This is a genomic window from Klebsiella sp. RHBSTW-00215, assembly GCF_014103785.1.
GTDB lineage: Bacteria > Pseudomonadota > Gammaproteobacteria > Enterobacterales > Enterobacteriaceae > Klebsiella.
The window spans coordinates 312,532-328,706 of record NZ_JABXQS010000001.1 but is presented as its reverse complement, the minus strand read 5'-3'; the positions used below and the strand labels follow the sequence as shown (position 1 = coordinate 328,706).

Genomic DNA, 16,175 nt, shown 5'->3' with positions numbered 1-16,175 from the left:
GGATATGGCCTCAAGGCAGCGTAAAAAACTATCGTGATCACGCTTTTACAGGAATTGATCGTCTGAAAAAATCAAATAGCAAATGCGGTATGCCAATTTTGCGTTATTTGGAATACCAGTAGAGAGGTTGCGAGCTTAGTCACAGAACTTTTTCTCACCAGTGATTATTTTTGGTATGCCAATAGGTGTTTGGCTGTACACCTGGTGCGCTAAAAGCCCTTAAACCTGAGGTATCCTCTATGGCATTGCAGGACAAACTGATCGACTCTCTGGGGAGTTTCGCCACGAAATTCAACAGCTATCGCTACATCATGGCAATAAAGTCTGCCTTTATTACCCTGATGCCAGTGATCATTGTCGGTGCCTTTTCGGTGCTGATCTCCAACATGGTGCTGGATCCTAAAAACGGACTGGCCAGTTTTCAGTCGCTCTCTTTTCTGGCGGCGCTAAAACCGATCACCAGCGCGATTAACTACGCGACGCTTAACTTTCTCAACATCGGTGCGGTCTTTCTTATCGGTATCGAGCTCGGGCGGATTAACGGTATCAAGAGCCTGTTCCCAGGGCTGCTGGCGGTAATCTGTTTTATTTGCGTCACGCCGACCACCGTCGAGATGATGGTCGACGGGCAAATGCATGAAGTGAAAGATGTGCTGCTGCGCCAGTTCTCCGATACCCGCAGCCTGTTCCTCGGCATGTTTATCGCCATTCTGTCGGTGGAGATCTACTGCTGGCTGGAAGGGCGTAAGGGGCTGAAGATCAAAATGCCGGATACCGTACCGCCCAACGTATCGGCGTCGTTTTCCGCTCTGATCCCATCAATTATCACCACTACGCTGATTGCCACCTTTGGCTTTATTTTTCACCAGGCCACCGGCATGTATCTCTATGACGCGGTTTATCAAGTAGTGCAGCAGCCGCTGGAGCGCGTGGTACAAAGTCTGCCGGGGATCCTGCTGCTGATGTTCGTTGCGCAGCTGTTCTGGGTTATCGGCATCCACGGTAACCAGATGATCAAACCGATCCGCGAGCCGCTGCTGCTGGGGGCGATCACCGTCAATATGAGCGCCTTTGAGCAGGGCAAAGAGGTGCCGAATATCATTACCATGCCGTTCTGGGATGTTTATATGAGCATCGGCGGTTCAGGGTTGACGATTGGTCTGTTGATTGCGGTGATGATCGGCACGAAACGCAAAGAGATGAAGGAGATCGCCAAACTGTCGATTGGTCCCGGGTTGTTCAATATCAACGAGCCGGTGATTTTCGGCATGCCGATCATGCTCAACCCGATCCTCGCGATCCCCTTTATTATCACTCCGCTGGTGACCGGCAGCATCGGCTACTTTGCGACTGCCGCCGGTTTTGCTGGTAAAGCGGTGGTGATGGTGCCGTGGACCACGCCGCCGCTGATTAACGCCTGGCTTTCTACGGCGGGCTCGATGGGCGCGGTGGTCACGCAGCTTATCTGCATCGTAACCGCGGTGCTTATCTATCTGCCGTTCGTCAAAATTGCCTCCCGCCGTGCGGACACCGCTCAGCGCCAGGCGGAAAACGCACAGGTCAGCCAAAACGCATGAGGACACTATGAGTACAGTAAGGATGGCGATCCCCCACGATTTTATCCTCGGTGCTGCCGCTTCGGCATGGCAAACCGAGGGCTGGAGCGGCAAGCAAGAGGGCCAGGATTCCTGGCCGGATCTCTGGTACAAGAACGACCGCCACGTCTGGCATAACGGCTATGGTCCGGCGGTGGCGACCGATTTTATCAACCGCTTTCGCGAAGATGTACAGTTGATGAAGCTGGCGGGTCTGACTCATTACCGGACCTCAATCAACTGGTCGCGTTTTCTCACCGACTATGAAAACGTTACTGTCGATGAAGCGTACGCGACGTATTACGACCAGTTGTTCGATGAGCTGCTGGCGAACGGTATTGAGCCGATGATCTGCCTTGAGCACTATGAACTCCCGGGCTATTTGCTGGAGCAGTACGGCGGCTGGGCATCGAAAAAAGTGGTGGAGCTGTTTGTGCAGTACGCAGAGAAGGTTTTTGCCCGTTATCACCACAAGGTGACGCGCTGGTTTACCTTCAATGAGCCGATTGTGGTGCAGACTCGGGTTTACCTGGATGCGCTGCGCTGGCCCTACGAACAGAACACCGGCACCTGGATGCAGTGGAATCACCACAAAGTGCTGGCGACGGCGAAAGTGGTCAGGCTGTTTCGCGAGAAGGGTTATCGCGGCACGGTAGGTTGTATTCTCAACCCGGAGGTCACTTATCCGCGTTCCAGAGCGCCCCATGACGTGCACGCCGCCGAAATCTACGATCTGTTTTATAACCGGGTATTCCTCGATCCGCTGGTTCACGGCGAATACCCGCAGGAGCTGTTTACCCTGCTCGAAAAGCATGATGTTGCCTGGAATTATTGCGCGGAAGAATTAGCGGTTATCCGTGAAAACACCGTCGATGAGTTGGGGATTAATCTCTACTACCCACATCGCGTTAAGGCTCCGTCGCGCGCCTGGCACCCGCAAACGCCGTTCCATCCGGCTTACTATTATGAGCCCTTTGAACTTCCGGGACGGAAGATGAACAGCTCCCGCGGTTGGGAAATCTATCCGCAAATCGTTTTTGATATGGCGATGCGCATCAAACAGGATTATCGCAATATCCCGTGGTTTGTGGCGGAAAGCGGTATGGGCGTGGAGAACGAAGGGCAGTTTCGTAACAGCGAAGGCACCATCGCTGACGACTACCGCATTCGATTTATCAGCGAGCATCTGTGGCAAACCCTGCGCGCGCGCGAAGCGGGGGCCAACTGTCACGGCTATATGCTGTGGGCGTTTACTGACAACGTTTCGCCGATGAACGCCTTTAAAAATCGTTACGGGCTGATTGAAATCGATCTGCAAAATAACCGGGCGCGACGACCGAAGGCTTCCGCCAGCTGGTTCCGTCAGTTGCGTGACAGTCGTGAGTTAACGCTGGATATTGACGATGAGTGGCGCTAGCCGGGCTTAAATTTTGCTAAGATAGCGCCGATATTGACTCGCAGGCTCAAAACGCACAGGTGATATTGTGGAGAAGGCTATCATTCCGCCGGAAAAGAAACCCTACCAGGAAATTGGTGATGATTTACGCGCACAGATTGCGCAGGGGCGCTATCCCATCGGGTCGCGCCTGCCGCCGGAACGCAATATCGCCGAAACCTACGGTGTGAGTCGGACGATCGTGCGTGAAGCGCTACTGATGCTGGAGCTGCAGGGGACTGTCGATATTCGCCAGGGCTCTGGGGTGTACGTCATGCGCATCCCGCATGAGGACGATAGCGAGGAAGAACAGATGCTGAGCAGCGACGTCGGGCCGTTTGAAATCCTGCAGGCTCGTCAGCTGCTGGAGAGCAATATCGCCGCTTTTGCCGCCAAAATGGCCACCCGCGCCGACATCGATAACCTGAAAAGGATTATCGAACAGGAGCAGCGGGCTATCGCCGCCAACGATACCAGCCAGGATAACGCCCGACTGTTTCACCTGCTGCTGGCCGGGGCGACGCAAAATCAGATGCTGCTGGCGACGGTTGAGCGCATCTGGCTGCAAATGGACAGCAGCCCGCTGTGGCAGCAGTTCAATGTGCATATCGCCAGCCGCGCTTATCGCCTGAAGTGGCTTGGTGACCGGCAAACGCTCCTCGCCGCCCTGCGCCGTCGCGACGTGATGGGGGCCTGGCAGGCGATGTGGCAGCATCTCGAAAATGTGAAAAATAGCCTGCTGGAGCTTTCCGATGAAGACGCGCCGGACTTTGACGGCTATCTGTTTGAGTCGGTGCCGATTTTTCAGGGAAAGCTGGTGTGATTATTCAGCCTCTTTACGCCGGGGCGCAGCACGCCGAGCAGGTGACGGAGTGGCTATGGCAGGCGTTTGGCGGCGATACGCTGCCGCAGGCCTTTTTTGCCAGCATTGTTGAACACAGCCAGATGCCCGACGCGCTACCGATCACCTTTATTGCCGTCGAAGATGGGAAACTGCTGGCAACTGTCGGGCTATGGCGCTGCGACTTGATCAGCCGTCAGGACCTGTATCCGTGGATGGCGGCGCTGTACGTTGCGCCAGAGGCGCGGGGGAAGGGGCTGGCGGGTAAGCTACAGCAGCACGTTATTGAGTATGCCCGGACGCAGGGTTATTGCGAGTTGTTTCTCTACTCCGCTTGCCGCGATTTTTATGAGCGTTTTGGCTGGCAATATATCGGCGAGGGCCTGGATTATCCGGCCACCGCCGTCAGTTTATACCGCTACGATTTGTCGCCATCAAGCGGCGCGATCACTGAATGACGGCGGACCAGCGTCGGGCTGAAAAGGTGGGTAATTTCCGGTGCTGGACGATGTTCCGCCAGCGCTAGCGCCAGTTCGGCAGCCTGAGTCGCCATGGTCACTATCGGGTAGCGCACTGTGGTCAGTCGCGGGCGCACGTAGCGTGAAATCAGCACATCATCAAAGCCGATCAGCGAAATCTCACGCGGTACATCAATGCCGTTATCGTTTAACACACCCATCGCACCGGCGGCCATTGAGTCGTTATAGCAGGCTACGGCGCTAAAGTTTCTCCCGCGCCCCATCAGCTCGGTCATTGCCAGTTCGCCGCCGCTCTCGTCGGGTTCAGCGAACGTCACCAGCCGGTCGTTGCACGGCAGACCGCTCTCTTTTAAGGCATCGTAATACCCTTGCAGACGATCTTCGGCATCAGAAATGGCGTGGTTGGAACACAGGTAGCCAATGCGAGTGTGCCCTTGTTGAATCAGATGGCGGGTCGCCAGCCATGCGCCGTAGCGGTCGTCCAACGCCACGCAGCGCTGCTCGAAGCCGGGTAAAATACGGTTGATTAATACCATGCCGGGAATTTGTTTCATCAGCGAGGCCAGTTCGTCATCAGGGATGATTTTGGCGTGAACGACCAGCGCGGCACAGCGATGGCGAATCAGTTGTTCAATCGCCTGGCGCTCTTTATGGACGCTGTGATAGCCGTTACCGATCAGCAAAAAATTGCCGGTATTGTAGGCCACCTGTTCGACGGCCTTGACCATTGCGCCAAAGAAGGGGTCGGAAACATCGCCCACCACCAGACCGACGGTTTCCGTTGACTGCTGCGCCAGCGCGCGGGCATTGGCGTTTGGATGATAATTTAACGTTTCCATTGCCGCGCCTACCGACTGGCGAGAGGCTTCGCTGGCTTTTGGTGAGTTGTTGATAACGCGGGAGACGGTAGCGACAGAAACTCCTGCGAGTCGGGCTACATCCTTTATAGTCGCCATACCAGGCCTTTTAGGGTAAACGCTTACATATCGGTTATGTTACGGGAAAGTGCGGCAGATTCAAGGCTCGGTACTATTGGGTTAGCGCAATTGTGATGCAGATTAGCCTTGCTGGTGAAAAAGTTACCCACAGGCATTCTGACGAATGATACAGGAAGGGATAATTCACACCTTTGCTTACACTTTGCGATTAGCTGTTGCGAATGTTCGCTGGTTTACCCATTCAGGGCATTGATATTCTGGTTATCCCAGAGGTATTGATAGGTGGAGTCGACTTCAGGTTGACTACTCTAATTACACCAGCCTGCGCAGATGCGCAGGTTTTTTTTTGCCCGCCGTTAGCCATTGTTACAGTTACCGAAAATAGCAATAACTGGTTGCACTTAGGCTCATTCCCTTGCGTTTTATGACTGGTGTCGGCGGGTGAAAAAACGAGACAATCAGGATCCCAGAGGTATTGATAGGTGAGTTTTTTAAGTACGCTTTTCGTACTGATTATCTTGCACCGACCTGCGCAGATGCGCAGGTTTTTTTTGCTCTGAATTCCGCTACCTATACTGCATTTTCCATGCCTTCTCGTGTAACCTGCTTTGACTGATTAACCGGTCAAACGGAGTTGTTATGCTTTTAGGATTTTTTAGACTGCTATTCAAAGGATTGTACCGGGTAAAGCTAACCGGTGACACGCAGGCGCTGTACCAGCAAAAGGTACTGATTACGCCAAACCACGTCTCATTTCTTGATGGCGTACTGCTGGCTCTTTTCTTGCCAGTGCGCCCCGTCTTTGCGGTGTACTCCTCGATTACCGATCGCTGGTTTATGCGTGCGCTAAGGCCAATTATTGATTTCGTCCCGCTGGACCCGACCAAACCGATGTCAATCAAGCATCTGGTGCGCCTGATTGAACAGGGGCGTCCGGTGGTGATTTTCCCGGAAGGGCGGATCTCGGTGAGCGGTTCGTTGATGAAAATTTATGACGGCGCAGCCTTTGTGGCGGCGAAGTCGCAGGCGACGATTGTGCCGCTGCGAATCGAAGGTGCTGAACTCACGCCCTTTAGTCGCCTGAAGGGGCTGGTTAAGCGCCGCCTGTTCCCGCGTATTCAACTGCATGTGCTGCCACCGACGCATCTGGTGATGCCGGATGCGCCGCGCGCCCGCGACCGGCGTAAAATCGCCGGTGAAATGCTGCACCAAATCATGATGGAAGCGCGGATGGCGGTGCGCCCGCGCGAAACGCTGTACGAGGCGCTGCTGGCGGCTCAGGACCGTTACGGTGCGCGCAAAAACTGCGTGGAAGATATTAATTTTCAGCCGGACACTTACCGTAAGCTGCTGACCAAAACGCTGTTTGTGGCGCGTATTCTGGAAAAATACAGCGCGCAGGGCGAAAAAATCGGCCTGATGTTACCGAATGCCGGGATTAGCGCGGCGGTGATTTTTGGCGCTGTCGCCCGTGGGCGCATTCCGGCGATGATGAACTACACCGCCGGGATCAAAGGCCTGAGCAGTGCGATTACCGCTGCGGAAATCAAAACCATCTTTACTTCCCGTACCTTCCTCGACAAAGGCAAACTCTGGCATCTGCCGGAGCAACTGACTCAGGTGCGCTGGGTATTCCTCGAAGATTTAAAAGGTGACGTCACCGCTGCCGATAAACTGTGGATTTTCAGTCGGTTGCTGATGCCGAAGCTGGCGCAGGTTAAGCAGCAGCCGGAAGACGCGGCGATGGTCCTGTTTACCTCCGGCTCGGAAGGTCACCCGAAAGGTGTGGTGCATAGCCACAAGAGCCTGCTGGCCAACGTTGAGCAGATTAAAACCATCGCTGACTTCACCGCCAACGACCGCTTTATGTCGGCATTGCCGCTGTTCCACTCATTTGGTCTGACGGTAGGCTTGCTGACGCCGTTGTTTACCGGCGCAGAAGTCTTTCTCTATCCCAGCCCGCTGCATTATCGCGTGGTGCCGGAGCTGGTGTACGACCGCAACTGTACCGTGCTGTTCGGTACCTCGACATTCCTCGCCAACTACGCCCGCTTTGCCAATCCGTATGATTTTTATCGCCTGCGTTACGTTGTCGCGGGGGCAGAGAAGCTGCAGGAAAGCACGAAGCAGATCTGGCAGGACAAGTTCGGCCTGCGCATTCTTGAAGGCTACGGTGTCACCGAATGCGCGCCGGTCGTATCGATTAACGTGCCAATGGCGGCGAAAGTGGGCACTGTTGGCCGTATTCTGCCTGGCATGGACGCCCGTCTGCTGGCGATGCCTGGTATTGAAGAGGGGGGCCGTTTACAGCTCAAAGGCCCGAATATCATGAAAGGCTATCTGCGGGTAGAAAACCCTGGCGTGCTGGAAGCACCGACGGCGGAAAATCAGCACGGCGAAGTGGAAACCGGCTGGTATGACACCGGGGATATCGTCGGCTTTGATGAGCAAGGCTATGTGCGAATTCAGGGCCGTGCCAAGCGCTTTGCCAAAATCGCCGGTGAGATGGTGTCGCTGGAGATGGTCGAGCAGCTGGCGCTGGCGATTTCGCCGGACAAAATGCACGGCACGGCGATTAAACAAGATGCCAGCAAGGGCGAGGCGCTGGTGCTGTTTACCACCGATAATGAACTGAATCGTGAAAAACTGCTGCGCTATGCCCGTGAACACGGCGTGCCGGAGCTGGCGGTACCGCGCGACATTCGCTGGCTTAAGCAGCTCCCGTTATTGGGCAGCGGCAAGCCGGACTTTGTCACCCTCAAAGGTATGGTAGAACAGACGGAACATTCCCATGAGTGAGTCAGTACACACTAACAATTCGCTGTACTCGAAAGGGATGGTGGCGGTTATCTGCGCCCAGTTTCTCTCGGCATTTGGCGATAACGCGCTGCTGTTCGCCACCCTGGCGCTGATGAAGCAGCTGTTCTACCCGGAGTGGAGTCAGCCGGTATTGCAGATGCTGTTTGTGGGCGCTTACATTCTTTTTGCGCCATTTGTCGGGCAGTTTGCCGATAGCTTCGCTAAAGGGCGGGTGATGATGGTCGCTAACGGGCTGAAGCTTGTCGGCGCAGGCTGCATCTGCTTCGGCGTGAACCCGTTTATTGGCTACACGTTAGTGGGCATTGGCGCAGCCGCCTATTCTCCAGCCAAATACGGTATCCTCGGCGAGCTGACGACCGGTGATAAGTTAGTGAAAGCTAACGGCTTGATGGAGTCCTCAACCATTGCGGCGATACTGCTTGGCTCAATGGCCGGTGGTGTTCTGGCGGACTGGCATGTTGTTGCGGCGCTCAGCGTCTGCGCGGTGGTGTATGCCGGCGCGGTGGTGGCCAACCTGTGGATCCCGAAGCTGCCCGCGGCGCGTCCGGGGCAGTCATGGCGCTTTAAGCCGATGACTCACAGTTTCTTTAGCGCCTGTACCACGCTATGGCGCAACAGCGAAACCCGCTTTTCGCTGGTGGGTACCAGCTTATTTTGGGGCGCGGGCGTTACGCTGCGCTTCCTGCTGGTGTTGTGGGTACCGGTGGCGCTGGGGATCACCAGCAACGCGATGCCGACTTATCTCAACGCGATGGTGGCAGTAGGGATTGTGCTGGGTGCCGGTGCGGCGGCGAAGCTGGTGACGCTGGAAACGGTGTCCCGCTGTCTGCCTGCCGGTTTCTTAATTGGCATTGTCGTGGTTTTCTTTGCCATTCAACAAGCCTTGTTACCGGCGTTTGGCTTGCTGTTGCTGCTCGGCGCGTTCGGCGGTTTCTTTATCGTACCGTTGAATGCGCTGCTCCAGGAGCGCGGGAAGCATACGGTTGGCGCAGGTAACGCGATCGCGGTGCAGAACCTCGGCGAAAACGTGGCGATGCTGCTGATGCTGGGCCTCTATTCTCTGGCGGTGAGCATCGGTATTCCGGTTGTCGGCGTAGGGATTGGCTTCGGCGTGGTGTTTGCCCTGGCTATCGCCGCCCTGTGGATTTGGGGACGGCGTAAATAATCTCCCGGAGGCGGCGCGTTGCGCCTGTCCGGGCTACAAAACCGCACGAACGTGTAGCCCGGACAGATGCGTAGCATCGCCTCCGGGAAAAAAGCCTGCGCGGTTCTGGAATTTTGTAGCCCGGGTAAGGCGTTTACGCCGCGACCCGGGGCTTTCCTGTCTTACGGTGCCGGGTAGGTATAAACCTGATGCACCGCTTCAATCTCCGCTAAAACCTCTGCGCTGAGCTCCAGATGGAGGCTCTCGACGTTAGTCTTAAGCTGCTCCATCGTCGTCGCCCCAAGCAGAGTGCTGGCGACAAACGGTTGGCGACGCACGAAGGCCAGCGCCATCTGAGCCGGGTCAATATTGTGACGCTTAGCGATATCGACATAGGCTGCCACTGCTTTCTGCGTCTGCTCTCCGCTATAGCGCGTAAAGCGGCTGAACAGCGTATTGCGCGCTCCGGCCGGTTTCGCGCCATTAAGGTATTTCCCGGTCAGCGTACCGAACGCCAGACAGGAATAAGCCAGCAGCTCGACACCTTCATATTGACTCACTTCCGCCAGGCCCACTTCATAACTGCGGTTCACCAGACTGTACGGATTCTGGATGGTTACAATGCGCGGCAGGTCGTGTTTGTCTGCCAGGTGCAGATAACGCATCACGCCAAACGCCGTTTCGTTAGAAACGCCGATATAGCGAATCTTCCCGGCGCGCTGGAACTCAGCGAGCGCCTCCAGCGTATCCAATAGAGTGACGACCGGAGCGGAGTCGGTCCAGGTATAGCCCAGCTTGCCAAAACAGTTAGTTGGGCGCTGTGGCCAGTGGACCTGGTAGAGGTCGAGGTAATCGGTTTGCAGGCGCTTCAGGCTGTCGTGTAGCGCCTCGCGGATGTTTTTACGATCCAGCTTATGGTCAGGACGAATGCTGCTGTCGTTGTTGCGAGAAGGGCCGCTAACTTTAGAGGCGATAACCAGCTTCTCGCGATTGCCGCGCTTAGCCAGCCAGTTACCGACGTAGGTTTCCGTCAGGCCCTGGGTTTCCGGGCGAGGCGGGACGGGATACATTTCAGCGACATCAATCAGATTGATACCCTGACTGACGGCGTAATCGAGCTGCTCGTGTGCGTCGGCCTCGCTATTCTGCTCACCAAACGTCATTGTGCCCAGCCCCAGCGTGCTGATTTCAAGAGAACTGTGTGGGATACGGTGATACTGCATAGCCAGCTTCCTTTTTTATCTACAAGGTCAGGCGTTCCCCGACAAAGGAATATAAAAATGGCAGAGGGGGAGAAAAAGAGGAAGTAAAAAGATCAAAAAAGCCGGGCTTGCGAAACGTAGCCTGATTTATCCCTGCGGATGCATCAGATTTTCCCGACTCTTTTTTGAAAACTGAAGGATGTTGAAGAGGCAGCGCAGCCACGCGATGAATGACAAGCTGCTGGTCAACGAAATACCTTAACGTTTAATAATCTGGGAAACGTCATCACGATTGATCTGCATTTTGTTACCTTGCTGATCTTCGTAACTGATTAGACCGGTATCATCATCTACTGCGGGTTTACCATCAGTCAGAATCATACGACCATCTTTGGTCGCCATCACGTAATCGCTGCTGCAACCGGAAACCGAGAACGCTAGTCCTACGGCGGAAATCAATACTGCCCATTTTTTCATTGTTGTTACCTCTATTATTTATGGCCGCACCTCGTACCAGTATATTAATAGCCTGATTTGTGAGACATAAAAAGCAGTTAAGTCTTAAAAAAGGATTGCAGCCCGTTTCAGGGCTGCATTTTAGCGGGTTACAGTGGGTTTTTTTTATTTCGCAGCAGGTTGAGGCTTTCAACCGCAATGGAAAAGAACATTGCGAAATAGATGTAACCTTTCGGCACGTGCACGTCGAAACTTTCGAGCATCAGCGTGAAGCCGACGAGAATCAAAAACGACAGCGCCAGCATTTTGACTGAAGGGTGGCGGTCAACAAAATCGCCTATCGAACGAGCGGCAAACATCATCACCAGCACCGAGATAATGACCGCAGCCATCATAATAAACAGATGATCCGACAGCCCAACGGCGGTGATCACCGAATCGAGGCTGAAAATAATATCCAGCAGCATAATTTGCACAATCGCGCCCATAAATGAATGGACGTTGGTTTTCAGCCCTTCCTCTTCCCCTTCGATCGATTCGTGAATCTCTTTACTTGCCTTCCAGATAAGGAACAGCCCGCCGAGCAGCAGAATCAGATCGCGAAAAGAGACCTCCTGGCTGAACACGGTAAACAGTGGATTGGTGAGCTTGACGACCCATGCGATTGACGCCAACAGCGCCAGACGCATGATCATCGCCCCCATTAACCCGATGCGGCGGGCATGAGCCCGTTGCGCGGTGGGGAGTTTTGCGACAACCAGAGAGAGGAAAATAATATTATCGATCCCAAGCACTATCTCCAGCAGCGTCAGCGTACCAAGCGCCAGCCAGGCGTTAGGATCGGTTACCCATGCAAATAACATCGTTCAAAGTCCTGCAAAATAGAAAGATGCAATTATATGCAACCATTGCGGCAGAACAAAAAATTAATCATCCTCTGGTCGTTATTTAGAGGAGAGAAGGAAATGGCGGGCCAGCAGGGCGGCGGTGAAATTTTTCTTTAGATAAAACCCGCGCGGTAGAGTAAGGATGGGCTCGCCGTGAGTACCGATGGCTTCGGTTAGCGCTTTACTGTTCGCGGCTTTTGGACGCAACTGCAGTACTTCGCCATGGCGAGCGGTGATACGCTCAACCTGCCCCAGAACGATCAGGTCCATTAACTCTTCCCAGTCCATGCGCAGCTGGCGATCTTCCTCTTCGCTCGGGCTCCACAGCAGCGGCGCTCCGACGCGGCGCTCGGCAAGTGGGATCGTGCGCGCGCCTTCAACGGGTACCCACAATACGCGCTTAAGCTTATGGCGCACGTGGCTACTCTCCCAGGTGACGCCGCTATTGCCGGTAAGCGGTGCAACGCAGACGAAGGTGGTCTCCAGCGGACGGCCCTGAAAGTCGACCGGTATCGTTTTAAGCTCAACGCCCAGCGCGGCAAAATCCTGCTCGGGTTTACTGCCCGCGCTGGCTCCTAGCCAAATCTCCAGCAGAATGCCGATCCACCCTTTATCACGTTTTAAATCGCGTGGGATCGGAATGCCCGCCAGTGCGGCCAATTCACCTAACGAATAACCTGCTAACTGCTGCGCCTGGGCCAGCAGTTGCTCCTGGCTTTGCGGTGGTGATGGGAGCGGCGCAATGGTTGGCATAACAAGAAACCTCTGTCTAAAAAATGAGCGGTAATTTCATCCGTTGTGGATAGAGTTTACCTTTTCTGGGGTAAGTATGACAATGTGATGATTCGTATGACTTTTTTTTCTATTTTTTACCGCTTTAAAAATTGTTAAAACGAGTTTTCCAGAACTGGTCACTGGCAATGAACAGGATCTTACACCATGTTATCCACAGAAAACTGGGATAACTGGGGAAAAGCCCCACTACTGTTTCCATTTACAGCCTTGACGTGCGGGTAAAATCGAGTTTTTAGACGAAATATGCTCAGTTGGCTTGCTTAAGCTGTGGATAAAACCAACATTGCTCGATCTTTCATCAGTTCCAGGATCTCATATGTGATGATCATCACGTTATGCTATGGTTTATGAAAGTTTTTCATTATAACTTAATGAAAAACATGTCATTATTTATTTGTGTTATCACTACGCTGTTCGGATTACTCCGGGTTTTCCCTGGTTAATTCCATACTTCTTCACAACTCTATCCACAGAAAAAGTGAATAAAATCGCCCGGTGATGGCCTTCGCTGTTTATAACTCGGGGTATTACTGTGAGTTATTCAAATGTTATTCGATCTCATCGTGCTAACAGAGTGGTTTACCGTTTCCAGCGAGTGTGAAACAATCATTCACATTGAAGCTTATTTTGAGGTAGTCCGGTGATTGATGACGATGGCTACCGCCCAAATGTCGGCATTGTAATCTGTAATCGCCAGGGCCAGGTCATGTGGGCCAGGCGCTATGGTCAGCACTCGTGGCAGTTCCCGCAAGGGGGCATTAATCCAGGAGAATCAGCAGAGCAAGCGATGTATCGGGAATTGTTCGAAGAAGTTGGGTTAAGCCGCAAAGATGTGCGGATCCTGGCTTCAACCCGTAACTGGTTGCGTTACAAATTACCTAAGCGTTTGGTGCGTTGGGACACAAAGCCGGTATGTATCGGCCAGAAACAAAAGTGGTTTCTCCTGCAATTGATCGGCAGTGATGCGGATGTCAATATGCAAACCAGCAGTACACCTGAGTTTGATGGCTGGCGATGGGTAAGTTACTGGTACCCGGTACGCCAGGTGGTGTCGTTTAAGCGCGACGTTTACCGCCGGGTGATGAAAGAGTTTGCCAGCGTCACGATGGCGCTAGCGGAGAGCGCGCCTAAGCCGCAAAGCGCGCCTGCATATCGACGTAAAAGAGGTTAAGCCACGCACATTATGCTCACTCGGTTGCGAGAAATAGTCGAGAAGGTCGCGAGTGCGCCGCGTTTAAACGAGGCGCTGGATATCCTGGTAACCGATATCTGCGCCGCGATGGAGACGGAAGTCTGTTCGGTTTATCTGGCTGACAACGACCGACGCTGCTATTACCTGATGGCGACTCGCGGGTTGAAAAAGCCCCGCGGGCGTATTGTTGCGCTCGCTTTTGATGAAGGCCTGGTCGGTCTGGTTGGCCGACTGGCGGAACCCATTAACCTTGCCGACGCGCAAAAGCACCCCAGCTTTAAATATATTCCTGCGGTAAAAGAGGGCCGTTTTCGCGCCTTCCTTGGTGTTCCGATCATCCAGCGGCGTCAGCTGCTGGGGGTACTGGTAGTACAGCAGCGCGAGCTGCGTCAGTTCGATGAAAGCGAAGAGTCTTTTCTTGTCACTCTGGCCACGCAAATCGCCGGCATTCTCTCTCAATCTCAGCTGACCGCATTGTTCGGTCAATATCGTCAGACCCGCATCCGCGCGCTGCCCGCTTCATCGGGCGTCGCGATTGCCGAAGGCTGGATGGACGTCAGCCTGCCGTTGATGGAGCAGGTCTACGAAGCCTCGACGCTTGATACCGCTTCCGAGCGCGAACGGTTGACCGGCGCGCTGGAAGAGGCGGCCAACGAATTTCGCCGCTACAGCAAGCGCTATTCTGCCGGGGCGCAGAAAGAGACAGCGGCAATCTTTGATCTCTATTCACACCTGCTTTCCGACGCGCGCCTGCGCCGTGAGCTGTTCGCCGAAGTCGATCAGGGTGCGGTGGCTGAGTGGGCGGTGAAGAAGATTATCGAGAAGTTCGCCGAACAGTTTGCCGCGCTCAGCGATGGTTATCTGAAAGAGCGCGCGGGCGATCTGCGTACGCTAGGCCAGCGGCTGCTTTTCCATCTTGATGACAGTATTCAAGGTCCGAATACCTGGCCAGAGCGCATTGTGCTGGTGGCCGATGAGCTGTCGGCGGCGACTCTGGCGGAAGTTCCCCAGGAGCGTTTAGCGGGCGTGGTCGTTCGCGACGGCGCGGCGAACTCACACGCTGCGATTATGGTCCGTGCGCTGGGCATTCCGACGGTGATGGGGGCGGATATTCAGCCTTCGCTGCTGCACGGACATACCCTGATCGTCGACGGCTATCGCGGCGAGCTGCTGGTTGACCCGGAGCCGGTGCTGCTGCAAGAGTATCAGCGCCTGATCAGCGAAGAAAACGAGCTCAGTCGCTTGGCTGAAGACGATCTCGAACGCGCATCCGAACTGAAAAGCGGTGAGCGGGTAAAAGTGATGCTCAACGCGGGCCTGAGCCCTGAGCACGAAGAAAAACTTGGCAATTTTGTCGACGGCATTGGTCTGTATCGCACCGAAATCCCCTTTATGTTGCAAAGCGGCTTCCCCTCTGAAGAGGAGCAGGTTGCGCAGTATCAGGGTATGTTGCAGATGTTCAACGAGAAATCGGTGACCCTGCGCACGCTGGATATCGGGGCGGATAAACAGCTGCCATATATGCCGATTAGTGAAGAAAATCCGTGCCTTGGCTGGCGTGGCATTCGGATCACGCTCGATCAGCCGGAGATCTTTTTGGTTCAGGTGCGCGCGATGCTGCGTGCCAACGCGGCGACCGGCAATCTCAGCATTTTGCTACCGATGGTCACCAGCCTGGATGAAGTGGATGAGGCCCGCCGTCTTATCGATCGCGCCAGCCGTGAAGTGGAAGAGATGATCGGTTATGCCATTCCACGTCCGCGTCTTGGCGTGATGCTGGAAGTGCCCTCGATGGTCTTTATGCTGCCGCAACTGGCCAGCCGCGTCGATTTTATCTCCGTTGGCACTAATGACCTGACGCAGTATCTTCTCGCTGTGGATCGTAACAATACCCGAGTCGCCAGTATGTACGATAGCCTGCACCCGGCGGTACTGCGGGCGCTGGCGATGATTGCCCGTGATGCCGAGCGTTTTGGTATCGACCTGCGTCTTTGCGGGGAAATGGCGGGCGATCCGATGTGCGTGACGATCCTGATTGGTCTTGGTTATCGCCATCTGTCGATGAACGGTCGTTCGGTGGCGAGGGTGAAATACCTGCTGCGCCGTATTGATATCAATGAGGCTCAGGAGCTTTCTCACCGCAGTCTGGAAGCGCAAATGACTGCGGAAGTTCGCCACCAGGTTGCCGCCTTTATGGAGAGACGCGGTCTCGGCGGCCTGATTCGCGGTGGCCGCTAGCGGGGGCTACAGTTTGCGGGTTGGGTAGCCCGGACAGGCGCAGCGCGCCGCCTCCGGGAATGCTCAGCTACGTATTCGCATTCGTATACATATCTTTTACATGTCCGGCGCGGATCGTCCTTAACGCTTATGCTATCATTCGCAGCCTTTGGA

At 54.5% G+C, this 16,175-nt stretch carries 13 protein-coding genes and 2 pseudogenes; 10 read left to right on the top strand and 5 right to left on the bottom strand.

Annotation, left to right across the window (positions count from 1 at the left end; translation table 11 throughout):
- Positions 1–239: 239 nt before the first annotated feature.
- The 4 genes from HV127_RS01600 to HV127_RS01585 all read left to right on the top strand — a co-directional run bounded on the left by HV127_RS01600 (position 240) and on the right by HV127_RS01585 (position 4,329).
- Positions 240–1,577 (top strand): PTS transporter subunit EIIC, encoded by a 1,338-nt coding sequence (locus HV127_RS01600; protein ID WP_182234717.1) that lies wholly within the window; start codon positions 240–242, stop codon positions 1,575–1,577.
- A 7-nt stretch (positions 1,578–1,584) separates the two neighbouring features.
- Entirely contained in the window at positions 1,585–3,012 is a 1,428-nt protein-coding gene (locus HV127_RS01595; protein ID WP_182234715.1) for a glycoside hydrolase family 1 protein, read from the top strand.
- Between the two features lie 67 nt (positions 3,013–3,079).
- Positions 3,080–3,853, top strand: a complete 774-nt coding sequence (locus HV127_RS01590; protein WP_182234713.1) for a GntR family transcriptional regulator — start codon at positions 3,080–3,082, stop codon at positions 3,851–3,853.
- Positions 3,850–4,329 carry a GNAT family N-acetyltransferase gene (locus tag HV127_RS01585; protein WP_182234711.1) on the top strand — a complete coding sequence of 160 codons (480 nt, stop codon included), beginning with the start codon at positions 3,850–3,852 and terminating at the stop codon, positions 4,327–4,329. Before HV127_RS01590 ends, HV127_RS01585 begins: the two co-directional genes overlap by 4 nt.
- Here HV127_RS01585 and galR read toward each other — a convergent pair.
- The gene (gene galR / locus HV127_RS01580; protein ID WP_182234709.1) at positions 4,290–5,306 is read right to left on the bottom strand and encodes an HTH-type transcriptional regulator GalR; all 1,017 of its coding nucleotides are present in this window, start codon (positions 5,304–5,306) and stop codon (positions 4,290–4,292) included. The two genes, HV127_RS01585 and galR, sit on opposite strands and share 40 nt — an antisense overlap.
- A 158-nt stretch (positions 5,307–5,464) precedes the next feature.
- On the opposite strand from galR, the pseudogene HV127_RS31640 reads away from it, so the two are divergent.
- From HV127_RS31640 to lplT, 3 genes and pseudogenes are all read left to right on the top strand, one after another.
- Positions 5,465–5,716: pseudogene (locus HV127_RS31640) on the top strand (hypothetical protein); the annotation flags it as partial.
- A 211-nt stretch (positions 5,717–5,927) separates the two neighbouring features.
- Positions 5,928–8,087, top strand: a complete 2,160-nt coding sequence (aas, locus tag HV127_RS01575; RefSeq protein ID WP_182234701.1) for a bifunctional acyl-ACP--phospholipid O-acyltransferase/long-chain-fatty-acid--ACP ligase — start codon at positions 5,928–5,930, stop codon at positions 8,085–8,087.
- Positions 8,080–9,273, top strand: coding sequence for a lysophospholipid transporter LplT (gene lplT, locus HV127_RS01570; protein WP_182234699.1), 1,194 nt, complete (start codon positions 8,080–8,082; stop codon positions 9,271–9,273). Before aas ends, lplT begins: the two co-directional genes overlap by 8 nt.
- A gap of 161 nt (positions 9,274–9,434) precedes the next feature.
- On the opposite strand, the gene HV127_RS01565 is transcribed toward lplT, so the two are convergent.
- The 4 genes from HV127_RS01565 to mutH form a co-directional block, all read right to left on the bottom strand.
- A complete protein-coding gene (locus tag HV127_RS01565; protein ID WP_182234697.1) occupies positions 9,435–10,475 on the bottom strand; it encodes an NADP(H)-dependent aldo-keto reductase in 1,041 nt (346 codons plus the stop codon).
- A 237-nt stretch (positions 10,476–10,712) separates the two neighbouring features.
- The gene (locus HV127_RS01560; protein ID WP_004867116.1) at positions 10,713–10,931 is read right to left on the bottom strand and encodes a YgdI/YgdR family lipoprotein; all 219 of its coding nucleotides are present in this window, start codon (positions 10,929–10,931) and stop codon (positions 10,713–10,715) included.
- 128 nt (positions 10,932–11,059) lie between these two features.
- Positions 11,060–11,773: a TerC family protein gene (locus HV127_RS01555; protein ID WP_112213964.1), complete on the bottom strand. Its 714-nt coding sequence runs from the start codon at positions 11,771–11,773 to the stop codon at positions 11,060–11,062.
- 81 nt (positions 11,774–11,854) lie between these two features.
- The gene (gene mutH, locus HV127_RS01550; protein WP_182234695.1) at positions 11,855–12,550 is read right to left on the bottom strand and encodes a DNA mismatch repair endonuclease MutH; all 696 of its coding nucleotides are present in this window, start codon (positions 12,548–12,550) and stop codon (positions 11,855–11,857) included.
- A 186-nt stretch (positions 12,551–12,736) separates the two neighbouring features.
- Between mutH and HV127_RS32000 the strand changes: the two are divergent.
- The 3 genes and pseudogenes from HV127_RS32000 to ptsP all read left to right on the top strand — a co-directional run.
- A pseudogene (locus tag HV127_RS32000) lies at positions 12,737–12,811 on the top strand (hypothetical protein); the annotation flags it as partial.
- 421 nt (positions 12,812–13,232) lie between these two features.
- A complete protein-coding gene (gene rppH, locus HV127_RS01540; RefSeq protein WP_112213962.1) occupies positions 13,233–13,763 on the top strand; it encodes an RNA pyrophosphohydrolase in 531 nt (176 codons plus the stop codon).
- A 12-nt stretch (positions 13,764–13,775) separates the two neighbouring features.
- Positions 13,776–16,022 carry a phosphoenolpyruvate--protein phosphotransferase gene (ptsP, locus tag HV127_RS01535; protein ID WP_181485015.1) on the top strand — a complete coding sequence of 749 codons (2,247 nt, stop codon included), beginning with the start codon at positions 13,776–13,778 and terminating at the stop codon, positions 16,020–16,022.
- The last annotated feature ends 153 nt before the right edge of the window (positions 16,023–16,175 follow it).

What these genes read in the sequence shown, in the direction of transcription:
- HV127_RS01595 (WP_182234715.1), top strand. Translation starts at nt 1,585, where the DNA reads ATGAGTACAGTAAGGATGGCGATCCCCCACGATTTTATCCTCGGTGCT.
- galR (WP_182234709.1), bottom strand. Translation starts at nt 5,306, where the DNA reads ATGGCGACTATAAAGGATGTAGCCCGACTCGCAGGAGTTTCTGTCGCT.
- aas (WP_182234701.1), top strand. Translation starts at nt 5,928, where the DNA reads ATGCTTTTAGGATTTTTTAGACTGCTATTCAAAGGATTGTACCGGGTA.
- mutH (WP_182234695.1), bottom strand. Translation starts at nt 12,550, where the DNA reads ATGCCAACCATTGCGCCGCTCCCATCACCACCGCAAAGCCAGGAGCAA.
- lplT (WP_182234699.1), top strand. Translation starts at nt 8,080, where the DNA reads ATGAGTGAGTCAGTACACACTAACAATTCGCTGTACTCGAAAGGGATG.
- HV127_RS01600 (WP_182234717.1), top strand. Translation starts at nt 240, where the DNA reads ATGGCATTGCAGGACAAACTGATCGACTCTCTGGGGAGTTTCGCCACG.
- ptsP (WP_181485015.1), top strand. Translation starts at nt 13,776, where the DNA reads ATGCTCACTCGGTTGCGAGAAATAGTCGAGAAGGTCGCGAGTGCGCCG.
- HV127_RS01555 (WP_112213964.1), bottom strand. Translation starts at nt 11,773, where the DNA reads ATGTTATTTGCATGGGTAACCGATCCTAACGCCTGGCTGGCGCTTGGT.
- HV127_RS01565 (WP_182234697.1), bottom strand. Translation starts at nt 10,475, where the DNA reads ATGCAGTATCACCGTATCCCACACAGTTCTCTTGAAATCAGCACGCTG.
- HV127_RS01560 (WP_004867116.1), bottom strand. Translation starts at nt 10,931, where the DNA reads ATGAAAAAATGGGCAGTATTGATTTCCGCCGTAGGACTAGCGTTCTCG.